We start from the raw sequence: 18,718 nt of genomic DNA on the forward strand, positions 1-18,718 counted from the left end.
GCCGACCCTGCCTGCCCGCGTGAAGCGTTACGTGCCCCTGATCCGCGATCGAATCGCGATGTCTTTTCTCCGCCTGAAGCCCGCCGCCGCGCGGCTTGGCGCGCTGGCGCGCCCGCTCGGCGCGCGCGCGCTGCACCATCTGCGGCACCCCACGCGGCGCGGCGTGCTGATGGCCGTTGGCGCGCTGCCGGCGCTCGTCGTGCTCTACGTGCTCGTGCTGATTCCGTTTACGCCCGGCATCGGCGACATCCGCAAGGCGCGCGTGGACGAGCCGGCCCAGATCCTCTCGGCCGACGGCAAGGTGCTCGCCGAGTTCAAGCCCTCGAACCGCGAATGGGTGCCGCTCTCGCAAATCTCGCCGCATATGGTCGACGCGCTGATCTCGACCGAGGACCATCGCTTCTACGAGCACCACGGCATCGACTTCAAGCGCACGGCGGGTGCCGCGCTGCACACGTTCTCGGGCGATCGCCAGGGCGGCTCGACCATCACGCAGCAGCTCGCGCGCAACCTCTATCCCGACGAGATCGGCCGCGCGCCCACGCTCACGCGCAAGATCAAGGAAGCGATCACGGCGTTCAAGATCGAGGCCGTCTACAGCAAGCAGCAGATCCTCGAAACCTATCTGAACACGGTGCCGTTCCTCTACAACGCCTACGGCATCGAGATGGCGGCGCGCACCTACTTCGGCGTTTCCGCCGATGAGCTGGACGTCCTGCAGGCGGCGACGCTCACGGGCATGTTGAAGGGCAACGCCTACTACAACCCGGTGATCAACCCCGAGCGCGCGCTGGCGCGGCGCAACACCGTGCTCGGCCAGATGGTGAAGTACGGCAAGCTCAGCGCGGCGCAGTACGCCACGCTCTCGAAGAAGCCGCTGCGCCTCGACTTCGAGCGTCAGACGGAGCCGCCCGGCCCCGCGCCGCATTTCGCGCTGCAACTGCGCAAGTGGCTGATCTCGTGGGCCGACCGCAACGACTACAACATCTATTCCGATGGTCTCGTGGTGCGCACCACGATCGATTCGCGGCTCCAGCAGATGGCGAGCGCCGCGCTGCGCCAGCACGCGAACCAGCTCCAGGGCATTGCGAACGGCGCATGGAGCGGGCGCAACGGCTGCACGGCGAGCAACGATCTGTTCGCGACATTCATGCGCGAGACGCAGGACTACAAGCGCGCACGCGACGCGGGCGCGAGCGATGCCGAGGCGCTCAAGCATCTCGCCGCCGACCGCGACTTCATGCGCGGCCTCTGCAGGAGCAAGACCGACGTGCAGGCGGGCTTCCTCGCCATCGACCCGCGCAACGGGCAGATCAGGGCGTGGGTAGGCAGCCGCGACTTCACCGACGAGCCGTTCGACCACGTGCAGCAGGCGCGCCGTCAGCCGGGCTCGACGTTCAAGCCGTTCGTCTACGGCGCGGCGTACGCGGCGGGCGCGAAGCCGGGCGACACGTTCATCGACCAGCCGGTGGAGATTGCGCTCGCGGGCGGCGAGATCTGGAAGCCGACCGACGACGTGCCGCCGAGCAACCGCCCGATGACGCTGCGCGACGGGATCGCGTTCTCGCGCAACCGCATCACGGCGCAGCTGATGCAGACGGTGGGCCCGGACAAGGTCGCGCGCCTCGCGCGCGCGATGGGCGTGCGCGACAGCCAGCTCGAACCGGTGCCGTCGCTCGCGCTCGGCACGAGCCCCGTCACGCTCAAGGAGATGGTGTCCGCGTACAGCACGATCGCCAACGACGGGGTGTACCTCGAGCCGCGCATGGTCACGAGCATCGAGGACCGCAAGGGCAATGTGCTGGCGCAGTTCGAGAGCGCCTCGCCGGAGCGCGCGCTTTCGGCGGAAGCGGACCGCACGCTGCTCGACACGATGCGCGACGTCGTCAACCGCGGCACGGGCGCGGCGATCCGTTCGCGCTTCGGCATTCGCGGCGACGTGGCGGGCAAGACCGGCACGACTCAGGGCAACACGGACGGCTGGTTCATCCTGATGAACCCGCAACTCGTGGCGGGCGCGTGGGTGGGCTTCGACGACGGCCGCGTGACGCTCGACGACTACTGGGGGCAAGGCGCGCGCAGCGCGCTGCCGATCGTCGGCGACTTCTTTCAGCGTGCGCTGCGCTCGCGCATCGTCGATTCGCGCGCACGCTTCGACACCGAGGTGACGCCGGGCGCGTTCGAGACCTTCCGCGAAAAGCTGCGCGCCTGGATGGACAAGCTGTTCGGCACACGCGAGGCGCCGCCGGCCGCGCCGGTGCGGCATGCGCCGCCGCCGCGCGTGAGCGCGCCGGCACCGGCATCCGTGCCTTCCGCGGCCTCGGAGGCGGGCGGGACATCGGCGCCTTCGATGGCATCGGCGCCTTCGGCCGCTTCGGCCGCGGCCGCAGAATCGGCCGCTCGCGCGATCATGGGGCTGCCGCCGATCATCGGCCCGTCCAGCACGCCGCCCGCGCAAGCGCCGCAGCAGCCGGCCTATCCGGCGCAGGAGCCGGCGCTGGCGCCGACACCGACGCCCGATATGGCCGAACCCGATACATCGGGGGCGAGCGCGAGCTACACGCCGCCCGTGGCGCAGCCGCAAGGGCAATGAACGCCGGGCGCGCCGCTGCCCCTCGGGCGGCGGCGATCACACAGGGAGCGCGGCGCGTGCCCCCGCACACGGAAAAGGCGGCGCGATTTTCAGCGCCGCCTTTTTTTGTGCCGTGCGCCCCGAACCTGGGCTTCGCTGCGTCGTCCGTCTAATCCCGCACCTTGAACACGGAAACGAGCTCGGCAAGCGCTGCCGCATGGTCGTTGAGCGCGGCTGCGGCGCGTTCCGCGTCGCCCACGAGCGCCGCGTTTTGCTGTGTCGCCGCGCCGATCTGCGAAACCGCGACATTCACCTGCTCGATGCCGCCCGACTGTTCGCGCGACGCCACGCTGATCTCGCCGATGATCGAGCGCACTTCATCCACGCGCGCGACGATGCCGCGCATCGTCGTGCTCGCCTCGCCGGCGATGCGGTAACCCGTCTCGACGGTCGACGACGATTCGGCGATCAGCGCCGAGATTTCCTTCGCCGCGGCCGCGCTGCGTTGCGCGAGCGCGCGTACTTCGCTCGCCACCACGGCGAAGCCCTTGCCGTGCTCGCCCGCGCGCGCGGCTTCCACGGCGGCGTTGAGCGCGAGGATATTGGTCTGGAACGCGATGCCGTCGATCACGCCGGTGATCTCGGCGATCTTTTGCGATGAGCGGCTGATGTCGTTCATCGTCTCCACCACGCGGCCCACGGCGCGGCCGCCGTCGAGCGCGGCTTCGGCCGCGCTGCTCACCACGCTGTTGGCGCGCGACGCGTGGTCGGCGTTCTGCTGCACGGTGGAGGTGAGTTCTTCCATGCTCGCCGCCGTTTCCTCCAGGCTGCTCGCCTGGCTCGCGATGCGCGAGGCGATCTCGCCGCTGCCCTGGGCAATGCGCGAGGTGTCCTCGCTCATCTGCGCCGTGGCGCTGCGCACCTGCGCGACGATCTGCGCGAGACCAACGCCTATGCCGTCGATGGCGCGCGTGAGGCGGCCGATTTCGTCGGCGGCCGCCGTGCTTTGGGCGCCCGCGGCGTGGGTCGCGCCGGTGTTGCCGCTGGTGTTGCCGCCGGTGTTGCCGATCCGCACCGTGAGGTCGCCCGCCGCGAGCTGGCCGGCGGCTTGCGCCGCGGCGTCCAGCGGCTGGCTCACGATGCGGCGTGCCGCGTAGATCGAAAGCGCCGCGAACAGCACGACGAGCGCGAGGCCGATGGCCGCAAAGCGGTCGCGCGTGGCGTTCACTTCGGCCATGATCTCGTCGCGCACCGCGACGCCGCCCACGAGCCATTGCCATTGCGGCACGCTGACGAACGAGGCGAACCTGGCGCGCGTGTCGGCCGAGGTGTAGTCGAGCGTGCCTTCGCGCGCTTCGAGCATGCGCGACCAGGGCGCATCGGCGTCGTCGTAGTGCTTGCCGGCGGCGCTCGGGTGAACGAGGAACGTGCCGCGTCCTGGCCCGTTCGACGCGTCCATCACGAAGTAATAGCCGGTCTCGCCGATCTTGAGCTTCGCGATCTCGCTCTTGAGCGCTTCGATCTGCTCGCCCACGTCCACGCCGACGAAAAGCGCGCCGATCACATGGCCGCTCGCGTCGAGAATCGGCTTGTACTGCGTGATGTACTGCTTGCCGAACAGCTGGGCGAGGCCGGTATACGTGCGATTGGCGAGCACCGGTGCGTAGGCGGGGCCCTTGCGGTCGAGCAGCGTGCCGATCGCGCGGGAGCCGTCCTGCTTCTTGAGCGAGGTGGTCACGCGCACGAAGTCGTCGCCGCTGCGCGCGAAAATCGTCGCGATTTCGCCGCTGCGCGCGAGAAACTGGTCCGGTATCGAGAAGTCCAGGTTCAGCACGTGGTCGCCGGACTTGAAGACCGGCGTGGCCTTGCCGCCGATGTCGACGGTTTGCGTGGGGTCGAGCGTGAAGGCGCCGGGCAGGAAGCTCTCGAAGAGCTGCATGGCGCGGTCGACTTCCGCGGTGAGCGCGCCGTCGATGAGCGAAATCGACGAAGCAACCGACTGGTCCTTCTCGGCAATGCGCATGCGCACCTGCTCGCCGACCTGGGTGGCCGCCGACTGCGTGATCGCCCATGTAAAGGCCGCGAAAATGACTGCGACGAATACGCATGAAAGCAAGGCGAGGCGCACGCCGACGCTCGCGCGGCGGGATAAGCGTGAAAGCATGAGATCGGTTCCGAATAAAGCATGCAAGGAGGGAACCTGCGCCAGAGGCGCTGGCATGACGCATTACGGCGTGCGTGGGCGATCCTTTAGGGCGGAACGCCAAAATTCTTACAATTTAATTCGAGAATAGAACGATCATTCCATCGGCTGCCCAAACTGTGGGAAATTTCGATATCCGAACAGTTGAGGGCGCAACGAAGAAGGGCGCGTGATGCGCCCTTTTGATCATTCCGCGCGACATTCCGTACGCGGTCTTAGCGCCGTCCTCGCCAGGTTCTAAGCAAGAGCGCGTTGGTCACGACGCTCACGCTGGAGAACGCCATCGCCGCGCCCGCGAGCAAGGGATTGAGCAGCCCGAACGCCGCGAGCGGAATGCCGATCAGGTTGTAGATGAACGCCCAGAACAGGTTCTGCTGGATCTTGCGCCACGTGCGCCGCGAAATGTCGATTGCGGCTGCTACGAGCGCCGGGTCGCCGCGCATGAGCGTGATGCCCGCTGCGTGCATGGCGACGTCGGTGCCCGTGGCCATGGCGATGCCGATGTCGGCGGCGGCGAGCGCCGGGGCGTCGTTGATGCCGTCGCCGGCCATCGCGACGATCCCGCCGCTCTTGATCTTGAGGTCGCGGATCGTGCGCGCCTTGTCGTCGGGCAGCACCTGGGCGTGGAATTCGTCGATGCCTAGCTGCGCCGCCACGGCCGCCGCGCTGCCCGCGTTGTCGCCGGTCACGAGCACGCTGCGGATGCCCATCGCCTTGAGGCTCGCAATCGCCTCGCGCGCCGTGGGCTTCACCGTGTCGCCGAACGCGAGGAGCGCGAGAACGGCTTCTCCTTGCGCTTCCCCTTGGAGTGCGAACAGCCACGATACGGTGTTGCCCGCCGCTTCGAGCGAACGCGCGCGCGCCGCGAGCGCGGGCGGAACGGCCAGTGCAAGCTCGTCGAGCCAGCGTCCGCTGCCGATCGCGAGGCGACGGCCATCCACTTCGGCCTCGACGCCGCGTCCCGGCACCGCTCGCGCATGGGCAGCGGTGGGCATTGCCTGTTCTTGTGCGCGAGCTTGAGCCGCCTGCACCACGGCCTTCGCGAGCGGGTGGTCGCTTTGCCGCTGCACGGCGGCGGCGAGCGCAAGCGCCGCGTCGCGATCGAGGCCCTCGGCCGCTTCGAACGCGGTGAGCGAGGGCTGGCCGAGCGTGAGCGTGCCGGTCTTGTCGAAGGCGACCACGCTCACGTGGTGGGCGGTCTCCAACGCTTCGGCATCCTTGATGAGTACGCCGTGGCGTGCTGCCACGCCCGTGCCCGCCATGATCGCGGCAGGCGTGGCGAGGCCGAGCGCGCACGGGCAGGCGATCACGAGCACGGCCACGGCGTTGAGGATCGCCGTCTCGGCACTCGCGCCTGCGAACAGCCAGCCGCCCAGCGTGATGGCCGCGATTACGAGAATCGCGGGCACGAACATCGCGCTCACGCGATCGACGAGACGCTGGATCGGCGCTTTCTCGGCCTGCGCGCTCTCCACGAGCCGGATGATGCGCGCGAGCGTGGTCTCCGCGCCGATGGCCGTGGTGCGCACGGCCATCGCACCTTCGCCGTTGATCGAGCCCGCCGTGACGGGATCATCGGGCGCCTTCGGCACCGGCAGGCTCTCGCCCGTGATGAGCGATTCGTCGACATGGCTGCGGCCTTCGATCACGACGCCGTCCACCGGCAGGCGCTCGCCGGGGCGCACGACCACCAGCGTGCCCACGCGCACCTGGGCGAGCGGCACTTCGCGTTCCTCCGCGTCGGCGCCGTTTGCGCCGTCGACGCGGATGCGTGCCCGGTCAGGCCGCAGCGCGTTGAGGGCGCGGATGGCGTCGGTGGTCTGGCGCTTCGCGCGCGCTTCGAGCCACTTGCCGAAGCGCACGAGCGTGATGACCACGGCCGAAGCCTCGAAGTACAGATGCGCCATATCGCCGGGATGCACGAGCATCGCATAGACGCTCACGCCATACGCGGCCGAGGTGCCGAGCGCCACGAGCAGGTCCATGTTGCCGGCGCCCGCGCGCACGGCCTTCCATGCGGCGCGGTAGAAGCGCGCGCCGAACGCGAACTGCACGACGCTGGCGAGCGCGAGCTGCGCCACGGCGGGCAGCATCCAGTCGAAACCGAGCCAGTGGCCGAGCATCGGCAGCACGAGCGGGACCGTGAGCACGGCCGAGGTCAGCACGGCGCGCCATTCGCGGCGCGCCGCGTCGCTTGCGGCGGTGCTTTTCGCCGGGGAAGGGATCTCAGCTTCGGCGGCGAGCGGCGACGCCTCGTAGCCGGCCTTCTTCACGGCGGCGACGAGCTGGTCCTGCAGCTCGCCGGTGAGCGGCGCGCGCAGATTGACGGTTGCCTGCTCGGTGGCGAGGTTCACGCTTGCCCCGGCCACGCCGGGCACGCGCGAAAGCGCTTTCTCGACACGATTCGCGCAGGACGCACAGGTCATCCCGCCGATGGCGAGCGTGGCGGTTTCCGTGGCGACGGGCACGGCTTCGTAGCCGGCCTTTTCGACGGCGGCGACGAGCGTTGCGCGCGCAACGCTGCTGCTCGCTTCGACGGTGGCCTTTTCCGTAGCGAGGTTGACCGAGGCGCGAGTGACGCCCGGCACCCGGGCAAGCGCCTTCTCAACGCGCGTGGCGCAGGAGGCACAGGTCATGCCGTGGATCTCGAGTTCGGCCACGGCTTCGGCGCGCTCCGCTACAAGGGGTTCGTTCATGAGGATGGTGTGAACGCTGGTGTTATCGACGTTACGCAGTATCTACGTTCCCATCATGGGAAGGTCAAGTGCCGGAAGCGGCCATGGGTCACTTTTGTGTCAGATTGGACTGTGTGCGCAAGCGCGCGCCTGTGAGGCAATATTGAGCGCTGCAGTCTTTTCAGGCCCATGCGCGAGCGATACGATACCTACCGGCGGCATTGGCGCCACGCCACGCGCATGTCACGGCGGCCCTGGGGGGGCCCGCGCGGAGGGCTGGTGGCCGGTCGACGTCACTTCATGGACCGCCCGCATCGCACACAACGAACAAATGACAACAATACATCGAGAATTCTCCCGGTACCGTAGCGGTTTCGGGCTTGCCTGCCTTGCCCTGATCGCCGGCTGCGCCTCGGCGCCGGACGGCGTGGCGCCGAAGAGCAACGGGTGGATGAAGGACGAAGTCGCCGACTCTTATGTATTCGGCTATCCGCTCGTGCTGATGGACGTGTCGCGCGAAGCCGCCACGGGCAGCGGGCCCGGGCAGGCCGCGCCGAACACGCTGCGCCACGCGCAGTCGCTGCCGCCCGTCGGGGCCTCGAGCCCGCCCGAACCCAATCTCGACACGCTTGCCTCGAGTGGCTGGCTCGACCTCTCCCGCGAGCCCGTGCTGGTGACGCTACCCGACACGCATGGCCGCTATATGGATGCGCGCGCGCTCGACATGTGGACCAACGTGGTCTGGTCGACCGGTGCCGCGCAAGCCGGCGATCATGTCAGCGGTCCGAAGGCGCAAACGATTGCATTCGTTCCCGTCGGCTGGAAAGGCACGCTGCCCGCGCGCGTGAAGCGCGTGGAAGTGACGACGCGCTATGTGTGGTTCCTCGCGCGTATTCAGACGCGCGGCGGCGGCGACCTCGCGGCCGTGCGGCGGCTGCAGCGCGGTTTGCAGGTCACGCCGCTTTCCGCATGGGACGATCACGGCGCGCATGGCAAAGGCAGCGCCCACGGTGGCGAGCCGGCCGGCGCGACGCAGAGCGGCGATCCGGTCGCGCCGGGCACGCCGTCCGCTCAGGTCGCGGCCCTCGACGCGAACGGCTTCTTCAATCGCCTCGCGCTGGCGCTGGAGGACAATCCGCCCGTGCCCGACGACGCGCATGCGCTCAAGATTCTCGGCGACATCGGCGTGCATCCGGGCGATCCGGCGCAGTTGCCCTCGGGGGCGAAGGACGCCGCGGTCGTGAAGGCGGGCCTCGCGGACGGCCGCGCGCGCGCCGCGGCGCCGCCGTCCAATCTGCTGGCCGGCAACGGCTGGCTCTGGGTGGGCGACGACGCGGGCAACTACGGCCCCGACTACACGCTGCGCGCCTACGCGGCCTATACCTCGCCGGGCCTCGCCACCAGCCGCGACGAAGTGCGCGCGCGCGTGAGCAAGGACAGCGACGGTCATGCGCTCAACGGCGCAAACCGCTACACGATCCATTTCACGGCGAAGCAGTTGCCGCCGGTGCGCGGCTTCTGGTCGATCACGGCTTATACGGCCGACGGTGCGCTCGACGCCGACGCGCCCGTGCGAGTCGCGTTCGGCGACCGCAGCGGCGCGCGGCGCAATCGAGACGGATCGCTCGACGTGCACGTGAGCGCCGAACGGCCGCGCGGCGGCGCGAACTGGGTGCCGGCGCCGCATGGCGACTTCCGTCTCGTGATGCGGCTCTACGCGCCGAAACCGCAAGCGACCGACGGCAGCTGGCAGCCGCCCGCCATCGAGCGCCAGTGACAGGCGGTCAGACAAGCGTTCAGTAACGACCCATAGCGGCGGCGCGCGCCTCCGGCGTTGCGCCTCCGCGTTTCGTTCGCCGCAACGGCGTGCGAAGGCGCCGTGAAGTGCGCCGTGAAACGCGCCGCCCGAACCCGCTTCCGGATCCGCGCGAGCCGTGCACTTCATGCATGGCGCAACACGCGCGACAGCCATTGCAAAGCCGTTTCCGTTCGTTACCAATTTCTATGCCTGGCGCGGCGTTTTCGCGTCGTCAGGCCTGGTATCGGACCTATACTTTCGCCTGTCGGCATCCCCCGGACATCCGACACCAGACCCACATCCCGCGGCGGGCCTGTCGCCGCATCACCCGCAAGCAAGCATGGCAAGCCTCAATAAAGCGTCGCTCAACTCTTCCTTGCAATCGGTGCGCGCCGTGGCGCGCGCGCCCCGCACGCGGCACATCCTCACGGGCGTCCTTATCTTCCTCGTGGTGTTCGGCCTGCTCGGGTTCTTCGCTGCGCCGCCCCTCATTCGCCATGTCGCCGAACAACAGTTGAGCAAGCAGCTCGAGCGCCCGGTCAGCATTGGCCGTATCGCGCTCAATCCGTACACGCTGCGTCTCGAGGCGGACCGCGTGCGGATCGGCGAACGCGGCGGCAATGGCGACTTCTTCGATGTTTCGCGCGCCGTCGTGCGGGCTTCGTGGTCGTCGATCTTTCGCGGCGCGCCCATCGTCGACGAGCTGCGGCTCGACTCGCCGCGCGCCACGATCGTGCGGCTCGACGCACAGCACTTCAACTTTTCCGACCTCATCGAGAAGTTCTCGACGCCCTCGAAACCCAACAGCAAACCCACGCAGTTCTCGGTGTCGAACATCCGCATCGAGAATGGCCAGATCACGTTCGACGATCGCCTGCTCAACGAAAAGCACGTGATCGATCGCTGGTCGCTCGGCATTCCGTTCATCGCCACGCTGCCTTCCAAGACCGACATCTTCGTCCAGCCGATGCTGCGCGCGCGCATCGACGGCGCGAGCACGCTCGCCATCGACGGCAGGACCAAGCCGTTTTCGGCGTCGCGCGAATCGGAAATCGAACTGCGCCTGACCGACCTCGACGTGCCGAAGCTCCTGACCTACTCGCCCACCAGGCTACCGGTCACGGTCAAGAGCGGCAGGCTCTCGACCAACCTCAAGCTCGATTTCGTGATGTCGGGCGACAAGCCCACGCTGCGCGTGTCGGGCACGACCGACCTGAACGATGTCGATGCCATCGACAACGCCAGCGCGCCGTTCTTCGGCGCGCGCAGCCTGCACGTGGCGGCAGCCTCGCTGGAACCGTTCGCGAACGTCTATCGCTTCGACGACATCCATCTCGACGCGCCGACCTTGTGGGTCGCGCGCGACAAGCAAGGTGTGCTTAGCGTCGAGAAACTGATGGGCGCGCCGGCGGCGCAAAATGCGCCGGCCGCGGGCGCCGGGCCGGCCTCGGGGGCATCGGCTGCCGAGGCCGCGCAAGCGGCGGCCGCCGCAGCAAAGCCCGCGCCGCTCGATCTCTCGATCCGCCAGTTCGCGCTCACGAACGGCACCGTGCACGTGAGGGACGAAGCGGCTTCGAGGCCGGTGGATCTCGACCTCACTCAGGTCTCGACCACGCTCGCGAACTTCTCGACCACGGCGAAAACAGCTTCGGCTTACACGTTCGCGACGAACCTCAGCCAGGGCGGCGCGGTGAAGATGGCGGGCGCGTTGAGCCTCGCCGGCAAGCACGCGGACGCGAACGTCGAAATCCAGCAGATGACGCTGCCGCCGATCCAGCCATATCTCGATAGCATGACCGGGGCGCAGGTCATCGACGGCAAGCTCAACCTGAGTTCGCTCCTCAAGGCGGACTGGGCACAGTCGCCCACCGCCGTGCAGATCGGCGAAAGCACGCTGGGGCTCCAATCGCTGAAGCTCGCCACGCGCGGTGCCAAGGAGCCGGCCGTCACGCTTGCCGAGGGCAAGGTGCGCTTGAGTGGCGCCGACGTCACTGCGCGCAAGGCGCAGATCACCTCGATCGACGCGACCGGTCTCGCCGTGAATGTCGAGCGGCAGAAGAACGGCAGGATCGCCCTCATGGAATTCGCCTCGGGCGGAGAAGCGCTGCCCGAGCGCACGGCGATCCACGCGGCGCGCAAGGCGGTGAAGGAAGGGCCGGCCTGGCGCTACACGATCGACGCGCTCACGCTCAACAACGGCACGGTCAACTTCACGGACAGCTCGACGCCGCGCCCGGTGAAGCTCGCCATCGCGCCGCTCGATCTGAAGATCCAGCAGATCAGCGACGACATGAGGCATCCGCTGCCGCTCGACCTGAAGGCGACCGTCAACCGCAAGGGGACGCTCGCGCTGAGCGGCAAGGTGAACCCCGCGCCGCTCACGGCGCAGCTGAAGATCGACGCGAACCGGCTCGACGCCGCCGCGCTCGAGCCTTACTTCGGCGAGCAGCTCAACGCGGTGGTCGCGAGCGCGCTGCTCAACATGACGGGGCAGCTTTCCGTCGAGCAGGGCAAGGCGCTCAAGGCGAACTATCGCGGCGACGCGGCGCTCGTGGACGTGCGCATGCTCGACAAGGTCACGTCCGGCCCGTTCGCGGGCTGGCGCTCGCTCGCGCTCACGAACCTGAAGGCGAATTACGACGACGCGCGCGGCACCGACGTGGACGCGAGCCGCGTGACCTTCTCGGGCTTCTACGGGCGCGTGCTGCTCGACGCGCAAGGCAAGCTCAACCTCAAGGACGTGGTCGCGCATCAAACCGGGCCGGCGCAGTCGCTCACGCAGGACGCGAACGCGGGCAAGCGCGACGGCCGCGAGCCGGTGCCGCTCACGCCGCAGGCAGCCAGCGCGCCGGTGCGGGCGGTTTCCGCACCCGCTCCCGCGCCGGCCGCGGTGCAGGCCGCGCAGGCGCCGAAGCATCCCGTGCGCCTGCACTTCGGCGAGCTCGTGCTGCAGGACGGCCGAGTGAACTACACCGACAACTTCATCAAGCCGAACTACAGCGCCGACCTCGTGCAGATCCAGGGCAAGGTGGGCGCGTTCGGCACCGAATCGACGACGCCCGCTCCTGTGGACGTTTCCGCGAAGCTCGCGGCGAACGGGCCGATTGCGATCAAGGGTACGGTGAACCCGCTGATCGAGAAGCCTTCGCTCGACCTCACGGCGAGCGCGCACGACGTCGAGCTCACGAACCTCACGCCTTACTCCGCCAAGTACGCGGGCTATCCGATCACGAAGGGCAAGCTCAACGTCGACCTGCATTACCAGCTCGCGAACGACGAGCTCACGGCAAACAACCACCTCTTCATCGACCAGCTCACGTTCGGCGACCACGTGGAGAACGACACGGCCACGAAGCTGCCGGTGCGTCTCGCTATCTCGCTGCTCAAGAACCGCAAGGGCGAGATCGACGTGAACATTCCGGTATCGGGCTCGCTCTCGAACCCCGAGTTCAGCCTGGGCGGCCTGATCTGGAAGGCGGTGCTCAACCTCATCGCCAAAGCGGTGACCGCGCCGTTCGCGCTGCTCGCCAACGCATTCGGCGGCGGGGGAGAAGAGCTGGGCTACGTGGAGTTCACGCCGGGCACGGCGACGCTCGACGAAGCCGACCAGAAGAAGCTCGACACGATCGCCAAGGCGCTGGACGACAAGCCGTCGATCAAGATCGACCTGATCGGCCGCGTCGATCCCGCCGTGGACACGCCCGCGCTGCGCCAGCAGTACGTGGAGCACCTCGTGCGGCTGGAGAAAGTGAAGGACACGGTGGGCAACGGCGAGAGCGTCGATACTTCGCAGGTCAAGGTGGACGACAAGGAATACGAAAAATACCTCACCAAAGCCTATAAGGACGCGGACTTCAAGAAACCGCGCAACATGGTCGGCTTGACGAAGACGCTGCCCGTGGACGACATGAAGCAGGCACTGGCCGACCACGCGCCCGTTGACGACGCCGCCTTGCGCAACCTCGCGCAGGAGCGCGCGCAAGCGGTGCAGCAGTACTTCGAGGGCAAGGTCGATCCGAGCCGCGTGTTCGTCGTCGCGCCGAAGCTCGACGCGAAAGGCATCGACGACAAGGGGGCGACCACGCGCGTCGATTTCGGGCTGAAATGAGCCGGTGATTCGCGTTTTCGGCACGCTGGCGGCGCGCCCTCGTCTAACCGGTGCGCCGCAGCTTTTGCGGCTTCGCAAACGCGTGTTCCTCGATCACCCGCGCGAGCGTCGCAAACGCCGGTTCGATTTGCTCGTGCGGCACGCACGCGTAGCCCGTCAGCAATCCTTTACGCTCCTGGCGAACGCTGTAGTAGGCCGCAAGCGGCCGCACGATCACGCCCGCGTCGTAGGCGGCGGACGCGATGGCACGGTCGTCGGCGGTGTCAGGCAGGCCGAGCACGAAGTGCAGGCCCGCTTCGTCGCCCATGACCGGCAGCGCGTCGCCGAAATGGCGCGTGACGGCGTCGATCAGCAACTGGCGGCGCTCGCCGTAGAGCGTGCGCATGCGGCGCACATGCGAGGTGAGGTAGCCGTCCATGATGAACTCGGCGAGCACGGCCTGCTGCATGAGCTGGCCTTCGCGGTACAGCTCCGCCACACCCGTGCGGAAGGTGGCCGCTAGCCGCTCGGGCACGACCATGTAGCCGATGCGCAGGCCCGGAAACAGCAGCTTGCCGAGGCTCCCCACGTAAATCACGCGGTCGGATTCGTCGAGCCCCTGGAGCGAGGCCAGCGGGCGGCTGCCGTAGCGGAACTCGCTGTCGTAGTCGTCCTCGATGATCCATACCTTGTGCTGGCGCGCGTATTCGAGCAGCGTTCGGCGGCGCGCGAGGCTCATCACCATGCCGAGCGGATATTGGTGCGAGGGCGTGACGAGCGCGATGCGCGGCGGCTCGCGCAGGTCCTGCTCGCGCGGGTTGAGGCCTTCTTCATCGACAGGAACAGGAGCGAGCTTCAATCCCGAGGATTGCAGGACGCTGCGCGCGCCCCAGTAGCACGGCTCCTCCACCCACGCGCGGTCGCCCACGTCAGCGAGCAGGCGTACCGAGAGATCGATCGACTGGTGAATGCCCGTCGTGATGATGATCTGGTCCGGCGTGCAGCGCACCGAGCGCGCCACGCGCAGGTAGTCCGAGAGCGCGCGCCGCAGCGGCCGGTAGCCGCCGCCGGGCGCGTAGGTCAGCAAGCCATGATTGGCCGACTTCCACAGCCGTGCCTGCAGGCGGCTCCACGTGCGGGCCGGAAACTCGGCCACGTCGGGCACGCCCGGCATGAACGCCCCCCACTGCTTGGCGGAAACGCCCGCTTCCTCGATGAGACGCTGGCCGCGAGTCGACATGTCGCCGCGCGGGGAGGAGCCGGTCGCGTCGTTTTCGTCGTCGGGGGAGCGCGCCGGCGAGGGCTTGTTCGTGGGCGTACTCACGGCGGCCGAGTCGGGGCGCGTGTCGGCGACATAGGTGCCGCTGCCCGTGGTGGAGATCACGTAGCCTTCGGCGCTCAACTGGTCGTACACGTGCAGCACGGTGTTGCGGGCCACGCCGAGGTCGGCCGCGAGCAGGCGCGAACTGGGCAGCTTGGTGCCGGGCGCGAGCCGTCCTGTCAGAATAGCTTGCTGCATGAGCTGTAACAGCTGACGATAGGCGGGTTCGGCGCTCTCCTTGTCGAGCTGCGCCGCGAGCCATTCGGACAGGATGACCATGGCGAAGTGGTTCCATCAGGAATAATGAAATGGCTCCATGAGATAGAGCCGGGACCATCTATAGTAATTCGCACGTCAGTTCCGGTTAATGCCTGCGGCATAATTATTTAATCGCGTCAGATTGCGCGGGCGGACCGGCGAAAAGCAAGCAAAGGAGACAGGGCGAATGAAGACCTCGGATGTGATCGTCAGCTTTCGCGGCGTACGCAAGACCTATGACGGCGAAACGCTGGTTGTCAAACAACTTGACCTCGATATCTATCAAGGCGAGTTTCTGACACTGCTCGGGCCGTCCGGCTCCGGCAAGACTACCTGCCTCATGATGCTCGCCGGCTTCGAGTTTCCCACCGGCGGCGAAATCCGCCTGGAGGGCAAGCTGCTCAACAACGTGCCGCCGCACAAGCGCGACATCGGCATGGTGTTCCAGAATTACGCGCTCTTTCCGCATCTCACGGTCGAGCAGAACGTCGCCTACCCGCTCGGCGTGCGCAAGGTGCCCACGGCCGAGCGCGCCCAGCGCGTGAACGACGCGCTCAAGATGGTGCGTATGGAAGGCTTCGCGAAGCGCTATCCCGCCCAGCTTTCGGGCGGCCAGCAGCAGCGTATCGCGCTGGCCCGCGCGCTCGTGTTCCAGCCCAAGCTCGTGCTGATGGACGAGCCGCTCGGCGCGCTCGACAAGCAGTTGCGCGAACATATGCAGTACGAACTGAAGTCGCTGCACGAGAAGCTCGGCGTCACGTTCGTCTATGTCACCCACGACCAGGGCGAGGCGCTCACGATGTCGGACCGGGTGGCCGTGTTCGACAAGGGCATCGTGCAGCAGCTCGACAGCGTCGACCGCCTCTACGAATCGCCGTGCAACGAGTTCGTGGCGAACTTCATCGGCGACAGCAACCGGCTGCGCGGCACGATTGCCTCGGTGAATGGCGAGTACTGCGAAATGCATCTCGCCGACGGCACGCGCCTCACCGGCCGCAACGTGGCGGGCGCGCAGGCGGGAGCCGCGGCCATCGCCTGCATACGCCCCGAGCGCATGAAGCTGGCGGCGAACGGCGCGGCCCGCAATGGTTCGAACGCGCTGTCGGGCGAGGCACGCGGCCTCATCTATTTCGGCGACCACGTGCGCATGCGCTGCGGTCTGCCCCAGCAGGACGAATGCTTCGTGAAAGTGCCGCTCGGCACCGAGGCGCTCGACGGCTTCGCGCCCGGCCAGCCGGTCGCACTCGAGTTCGCGCCGGAGCATCTGCGCGTGTTCGCATGACGCTGGCGGGCGCGGCGCGCGACATCGTGCGCCGTGTTTCGCGAAACGTCTCGACGATCGGGCCACGTTTCTCGCATCGAAGGGCCCGGCAAGACAAACCACCAAGGAGAAGGGACTCAACCATGAAGCAGATCGGCACCATGCGCGTTGCAGCGGTCGCGGCCGCACTCGCACTCTCGTTCGGCGCGGCGCATGCCGCGGACCTGACCGTCGTGAACTTCGGCGGCGCCAATGGCAATGCGCAAAAGGCGGCATTCAACGAGCCGTTCCAGGCGCAGACGGGCAACAAGATCACCGCTGTGGAATACAACGGCGAGCAGGCCAAGGTGAAGGCCATGGTCGACGCGAAGCACGTGGATTGGGACGTGGTGGAAGTCGAAACCGGCGACATCGCGCGCGGCTGCGACGAAGGCCTTTACGAGAAGCTCGACTGGGCCAAGCTCGGCAACAAGGGCGACTTCATGAAGGCCGCACAGCAGCCCTGCGGCGCGGGCTTCTTCGTGTGGTCCACGGCGCTCGCCTATAACGCCGACAAGCTCAAGACCGCGCCCACGAGCTGGGCCGACTTCTGGGACGTGAAGAAATTCCCGGGCAAGCGCGGCATGCGCAAGGGTGCACGCTACAACATGGAATTCGCGCTGATGGCCGACGGCGTGGCGCCGCAGGACGTCTACAAGGTGCTCGCGACGAAGGCGGGCCAGGACCGCGCGTTCAAGAAGCTCGATGAACTGAAGCCCAACATCCAGTGGTGGGAGGCAGGCGCCCAGCCGCCGCAGTTCCTCGTGGCGGGCGACGTGGTGATGTCCACGGCGTACAACGGCCGTATCGACGCCGCGCAGCGCGAGGGCAAGAACCTCAAGGTGGTCTGGAACGGCAGCATCTATGACCTCGACTACTGGGCGATCCCGAAGGGCGCACCGAACAAGGCGCTGGCCGAGCAGTACATCGCCTACACGCTCTCGCCGAAGCCGCAGCAGGCCTATGCGCAACACATCGCGTACGGCCCGGTGAACGCCAACGCGATCAAGGCGCTCGACGAGAAGACGCTCGCGAACCTGCCCAACTCGCCGGCCAACGGCAAGAACGCCATTCAGGAGAACCTCACGTTCTGGACCGACCACGGCGACGAACTGGAGCAGCGTTTCTCCTCGTGGGCCGCGAAGTAAGTGTGAGATGGACGCTCCGGCGTGCAAGCGCCGGGGCGTTGTGTAGCAGGGCAGGGGGAGACCAGGTGTGACTACGATGACGACCGTGACCAACGTTGCCGGCGCGGCGCGCGAAGAGACCGCGCGCCTGAAGCGCGAACTGCGCGTGGCGCAAGCGAAGAAGCGGACGATGGCGCTCATGCTGATCGCGCCGCTCGCAATCTTTCTGCTGCTGATTTTCGTCGTGCCGATTGCGGCGCTGCTCACGCGCGCCGTGCAGAACCCCGAAGTGGCGACAGCGCTGCCGCAAACCATCACGGCGCTGCGCGGCTGGGACCGCAAGAGCGCGCCGCCCGATGCGGCCTACACTGCGCTCGCGCAGGATCTCGCCGTCGTTAAGGAAGGGGATGCGATGGGCGCGCTGGCGCGGCGCCTGAATGTGGAAATCCCGGGCTTCCGCTCGCTGGTCGCGAAGACGGCGCGCGCCATGCCGCTCGCCGACGACGACGGCAAGCCGCTCACGCTCACGCCCGCGCAAACGCGCGCGAAAATCGTCGACCTCGACGACCGCTGGGGTGACGTGACCTACTGGCAAGCCATCGCGAAGAACAGCTCGCGCATCTCGCCGTTCTACCTGCTCGCTTCGCTCGATCACCGGCAGGATGCATTCGGCCGCATCGTGGCCGCCGACCCCGATCAGCAGATCTATCTCGACGTGTTCGGGCGCACCTTCGTCATCAGCGTGTTCGTCACGGTGTTCGCGCTGCTGCTCGGCTATCCGCTCGCCTACTGGATCTCGACGCTCTCCGAGCGCCGCGCGAATCTCGTGATGATTCTCGTGCTGATTCCGTTCTGGACGTCGATCCTCGTGCGTGTGGCCGCGTGGATCGTGATCCTGCAGGGCGAGGGTCTCGTCAACAAGGCGCTCATGGGCACGGGTCTCATTTCGCATCCGCTCACGCTGCTGTTCAATCGCGTGGGCGTCTACATCTCGATGACGCACATCCTGTTGCCGTTCATGGTGCTGCCTCTGTACAGCGTCATGAAGTCGATTCCGCCCACGTACCAGCGCGCAGCGGTGTCGCTCGGCAGCCATCCTTTCGCGGCCTTCTGGCGCGTGTACGTGCCGCAGACGTACCCCGGCGTAGGTGCGGGCGTACTGCTCGTGTTCATTCTGTCGATCGGCTACTACATCACGCCGGCGCTGCTCGGCGGCCCGGGCGATCAGATGGTCAGCTACTACGTGGCGTACTTCACCAACGTGTCGATCAACTGGGGCATGGCTTGCGCACTCGGCGCGCTCTTGCTCGCCGCGACCACGGTGCTGTATTTCATCTACGGGCGCTTCACGCGCACGCAACTGAGCCTTGGCTGAGG

9 protein-coding genes are annotated in these 18,718 nt (G+C 67.5%); 6 read left to right on the forward strand and 3 right to left on the reverse strand.

The window, feature by feature from the left end; genetic code table 11:
* Window positions 1-40: 40 nt before the first annotated feature.
* On the forward strand, window positions 41-2,593 hold the full coding sequence (locus BMI01S_RS00515; RefSeq protein WP_154671126.1) for a penicillin-binding protein 1A: 2,553 nt from the start codon (window positions 41-43) through the stop codon (window positions 2,591-2,593).
* A 148-nt stretch (window positions 2,594-2,741) separates the two neighbouring features.
* On the opposite strand, the gene BMI01S_RS00520 is transcribed toward BMI01S_RS00515, so the two are convergent.
* Together BMI01S_RS00520 and BMI01S_RS00525 are read right to left on the reverse strand one after the other, a co-directional pair.
* The gene (locus BMI01S_RS00520; protein WP_028229777.1) at window positions 2,742-4,736 is read right to left on the reverse strand and encodes a methyl-accepting chemotaxis protein; all 1,995 of its coding nucleotides are present in this window, start codon (window positions 4,734-4,736) and stop codon (window positions 2,742-2,744) included.
* A 254-nt stretch (window positions 4,737-4,990) separates the two neighbouring features.
* Entirely contained in the window at window positions 4,991-7,471 is a 2,481-nt protein-coding gene (locus tag BMI01S_RS00525; RefSeq protein WP_028229778.1) for a heavy metal translocating P-type ATPase, read from the reverse strand.
* 310 nt (window positions 7,472-7,781) lie between these two features.
* Here BMI01S_RS00525 and BMI01S_RS00530 point away from each other — a divergent pair, with 310 nt between their 5' ends.
* Both BMI01S_RS00530 and BMI01S_RS00535 read left to right on the forward strand, forming a co-directional pair.
* Window positions 7,782-9,227 (forward strand): DUF1254 domain-containing protein, encoded by a 1,446-nt coding sequence (locus BMI01S_RS00530; RefSeq protein WP_028229779.1) that lies wholly within the window; start codon window positions 7,782-7,784, stop codon window positions 9,225-9,227.
* A gap of 361 nt (window positions 9,228-9,588) precedes the next feature.
* A complete protein-coding gene (locus tag BMI01S_RS00535) occupies window positions 9,589-13,356 on the forward strand; it encodes a DUF748 domain-containing protein (protein ID WP_028229780.1) in 3,768 nt (1,255 codons plus the stop codon).
* Window positions 13,357-13,399: 43 nt separating this feature from the next.
* Here the strand turns inward: BMI01S_RS00535 and pdxR are convergent, their stop codons facing one another.
* A complete protein-coding gene (gene pdxR / locus BMI01S_RS00540; RefSeq protein WP_028229781.1) occupies window positions 13,400-14,935 on the reverse strand; it encodes a MocR-like pyridoxine biosynthesis transcription factor PdxR in 1,536 nt (511 codons plus the stop codon).
* Window positions 14,936-15,101: 166 nt separating this feature from the next.
* On the opposite strand from pdxR, the gene BMI01S_RS00545 reads away from it, so the two are divergent.
* The 3 genes from BMI01S_RS00545 to BMI01S_RS00555 all read left to right on the forward strand — a co-directional run bounded on the left by BMI01S_RS00545 (window position 15,102) and on the right by BMI01S_RS00555 (window position 18,716).
* Window positions 15,102-16,196 carry an ABC transporter ATP-binding protein gene (locus BMI01S_RS00545; RefSeq protein ID WP_028211113.1) on the forward strand — a complete coding sequence of 365 codons (1,095 nt, stop codon included), beginning with the start codon at window positions 15,102-15,104 and terminating at the stop codon, window positions 16,194-16,196.
* A 122-nt stretch (window positions 16,197-16,318) separates the two neighbouring features.
* The gene (locus tag BMI01S_RS00550) at window positions 16,319-17,362 is read left to right on the forward strand and encodes an ABC transporter substrate-binding protein (RefSeq protein ID WP_028211112.1); all 1,044 of its coding nucleotides are present in this window, start codon (window positions 16,319-16,321) and stop codon (window positions 17,360-17,362) included.
* 76 nt (window positions 17,363-17,438) lie between these two features.
* Window positions 17,439-18,716 (forward strand): ABC transporter permease, encoded by a 1,278-nt coding sequence (locus BMI01S_RS00555; RefSeq protein WP_036018524.1) that lies wholly within the window; start codon window positions 17,439-17,441, stop codon window positions 18,714-18,716.
* The last annotated feature ends 2 nt before the right edge of the window (window positions 18,717-18,718 follow it).

Source organism: Paraburkholderia mimosarum LMG 23256 = NBRC 106338, from assembly GCF_000739815.1.
In the GTDB taxonomy this organism is placed as follows: Bacteria; Pseudomonadota; Gammaproteobacteria; order Burkholderiales; family Burkholderiaceae; genus Paraburkholderia; species Paraburkholderia mimosarum.